This window comes from uncultured Rothia sp., from assembly GCF_937976295.1.
Lineage (GTDB): Bacteria > Actinomycetota > Actinomycetes > Actinomycetales > Micrococcaceae > Rothia.
The window spans coordinates 1-3,024 of record NZ_CALJRY010000156.1 but is presented as its reverse complement, the minus strand read 5'-3'; the positions used below and the strand labels follow the sequence as shown (position 1 = coordinate 3,024).

4 protein-coding genes are annotated in these 3,024 nt (G+C 63.4%); all 4 read left to right on the top strand.

Annotated elements, in window-relative coordinates; all coding sequences use genetic code 11:
- On the top strand, positions 1 to 1,292 hold a 1,292-nt coding region (locus Q0216_RS04115), incomplete at its 5' end, for a right-handed parallel beta-helix repeat-containing protein (protein WP_298593153.1).
- On the top strand, positions 1,285 to 1,710 hold the full coding sequence (locus Q0216_RS04110) for a hypothetical protein (RefSeq protein WP_298593152.1): 426 nt from the start codon (positions 1,285 to 1,287) through the stop codon (positions 1,708 to 1,710). The genes Q0216_RS04115 and Q0216_RS04110, both read left to right, overlap by 8 nt.
- A 234-nt stretch (positions 1,711 to 1,944) precedes the next feature.
- Positions 1,945 to 2,454, top strand: a complete 510-nt coding sequence (locus Q0216_RS04105) for a DnaT-like ssDNA-binding protein (RefSeq protein WP_294626572.1) — start codon at positions 1,945 to 1,947, stop codon at positions 2,452 to 2,454.
- The gene (locus Q0216_RS04100) at positions 2,451 to 2,843 is read left to right on the top strand and encodes a hypothetical protein (RefSeq protein WP_298593150.1); all 393 of its coding nucleotides are present in this window, start codon (positions 2,451 to 2,453) and stop codon (positions 2,841 to 2,843) included. The genes Q0216_RS04105 and Q0216_RS04100 overlap by 4 nt, the downstream gene beginning before the upstream one ends.
- The last annotated feature ends 181 nt before the right edge of the window (positions 2,844 to 3,024 follow it).

The following is a 3,024-nucleotide window of genomic DNA, read 5'->3' as shown; positions in this document are numbered from 1 at the left end:
CCCCCAGCGGCACCCCCAGTGTGGCTATCCTAAGAGAAGCGGCATCCACGGATGACCACATTCATCTAGGCCGGGGTGAATGGTTGATCAACGATCAGGTGAACTTGGCCGGTGCCAGGGTGCAGCACATTACCGCCGACCCGGAGGCGGTGGTGCGCGTGGTGCTGGACGGCAAGCGTGCGGGGGTGCTGCTGCGGGACAAGGATACGCCCACGCGGATAGCGTTGCCCAAGGTGGTGGCAGAGGGGCACTTCGGGGGCCAGGAAGCCATCATTTACAGCTATGGTGTGGGCCGCCTGCACATCCACGACACCAACATCAGCGGCGTCACCAAGGGGGCATGCATCAGCATCCGCGCCACCAAGACCGCCGGGGTGCAGGACGTGCTGGTGGAGAACTGCAAGCTGTACAGCCGCGCTTCTCAGCTCGGCGACCGCGAGCAGGACGACCTTAAGACCTTCGGGGTATCCCTGAACGCCGAAATTGACACTGGCGAGCCGCATGTGGTGCCGATGCAATACTGGAAAACCCGGCACGAGGCAGCCGGCCCTTACCACGCCATCGCCAGTGTGGTTATCCGCAACAATGACATTGACGGCGGCTACTACGGCATCGGCTGCAGTGGCGTGCAGGGCAGCGTGTTCGATGGGAACCGCATGCGGAACAACATGCGGGGCATCAGCCTGCAGGATGGCTCCTCCTACAACGTTGTGACGTACAACGAAGTGGAGGAAAACATTTCCAGCGGTATCCACTTGGCCTACGGTGCCAACGGCAACGCCATCCGCCGCAACAGCATCCGCAGCGCCCGGGTACAGGGCGAGGGCCAGCTCCAGGCATACGTGGGGTGCAGCGATAACCGCTTTGAAGGGAACACGGTGGCGGCCACCAGCGAGCACGGTGCAAAGTACTTCGCGTACTGCGCGGTGCAGAGCAATGGCAACGTCTGGGAAGACAACCTGTTCGCTGGCAACGCCGCCAGGGCGTACTTCGGCATCGAGAGCGATTGGAATCGCACTCTGCCCCAGGATTACCACAGGGGGTACAACACGGCGGAGGGCACGGACTTCATGGCCGGCGGTGATATGCACCGCATCAGTCTCATTCGTAACTGTGTGTTGCCCGCCACGGGCTCCCGTGGGAGCATCTTTCTTCTTTCGGCAGTCAATGGATACCGTCTGGCGACCGTCGCACTGGTGCAGAACGATTTCCTGTACAATGTCCCTAAGCTCCGCAAGATAGAAACCGTGGCGGGCACCCTGACAGGAGTCGTTGAATATGGAAATGGCTGAAGCCATTAAGCAGGCGCTGCTGCAAGCGGACCCCGATGACGTTTCCGTGTGGAATACGGACGGGCAGGTGAAGCTGGAATACGTCCAGAGCTTCGTGGGAAGCACCGGCCGCGTGACGCGGGCCGATGTGGACAGTGTTGCACCGGGTTTCACACGCGCTGCGGCCAAAGCGTACAGGGACAGCCGCACGGTGGAGGCGCAGGAGCGCAGGGAGCAGCGGCAGCGGGCCAGCACGCCGCCGGCGGAAGACCCTGTGAAGGAGCCCGTGCTGGAAGACACGCACATTGCCATCCGCCGCTACCTGGACCACCAGAAGGAGCGGGCAGGGCAGCGCCAGGCCATGCTGGACACGCTGAGGAAGGCTGGCGTGGACTTTGAGCTGCTGGTGGAAATGGTGGCCGAACGGGTCGGGAAATGAACGGGCTGACGTACCGTTACTTGAAGCGGCAGCGGGAGCGGCGGGCCTTTAGTGCCTTCGGCCCTCTCATTGCCGCCCCGGCAACGGGCGACATGATTATGCCTGCGGGGGCGTGGCTGCAGGCAGGTACGGGGCAGGTGGTGTACAGGTTCGGCGGGGAACTGGCACCTGCGGCGCTGGGCACACTCAGTGTGCTCGGGCCCTATGGGGTGCCGTATCGCGTAAGGAACTGAAATGGCGCTGGTGGTAGAAACGGGCGAAGGACTGGCAGGGGCCATGAGCTATGTCAGCGTGGAAGACGCGGACAAGTTTTCCGCCTACCGCCTGACATGGACCGCTGCCACACAGGAGCAGAAAGAGGCCGCTCTGGTTGCCGCCACACAGTACATTGACATTCGCTTCCTGCGGCGTTTCCCCGGCGAGCGCACCAAGAGCACACAGGGCCTGGAGTGGCCCCGCACGGGCACGCAATGGGCGAAGAACGTGGTGCCCCCCGTGGTTATCCGCGCCTGCACCCTCTACGCTGTGCACGCCCTGTCCGGTCCCCTGTTCATTGTCCCCAAGCTGAGCGAGAGCGGCACGGCCGGCATGGTGACAGAAAAGACCGTCGGCCCCATCACCAAGAAGTTCAGCGCCATGGCCAGCGGCTATGGTAGCCGCGTTGAAGCCTTCGGCCAGTTCCCGGACGCGGACATGCTCATGTTCACCGCGTTCCCCTTGGGCTGCTGGGGGGCGATACGGTGAGCAGCACCTTCGGCTATGACGAGTTCAACGAGCTGGCCTTGGAAATGATCAAGGAAACCGGCCGCGACACCGTCTTCCAGCGCGTGGTGCAGGCCCCCACGGACCCACAGAAGCCGTGGCTGGGGGCCGGGGCCAGGGTGGTGAGCAAGACCGTTACCGCACCCGCTACCTTCGTTCCTATCGCCGGGAAGCGGGAGCTGGGCGAGTACGGGGTAACGGACGAAATGCTGGCCAGGTGCGAGCGCACGCTGTGGGTGGCGGCAGGTAGCGGAGTGGACGACAGCTATAACGTGGTGCTGGATGGGGGCACCGCGTGGCATGTGGAATTCGTTCGCACGCTCAAGCCGGCAGAAACCCCTCTGGTTCTGTTCATGGGGCTGAAGCGATGAAGTACGCTGAGGCCCGTGACGTGTTGTACGGGTGGGTGCAGGCATTCTGGGCCGGCACCAGTTATGCACCGCTGCAGTGGGAGGGCACGCCAGAAACGGTACCAACGGCGGACGCTGTGTGGGGCCGGGTAAGCGTGCGGCATAGCAGGGGGTGGCATAACAGCTTGACGGGTGCGCATGG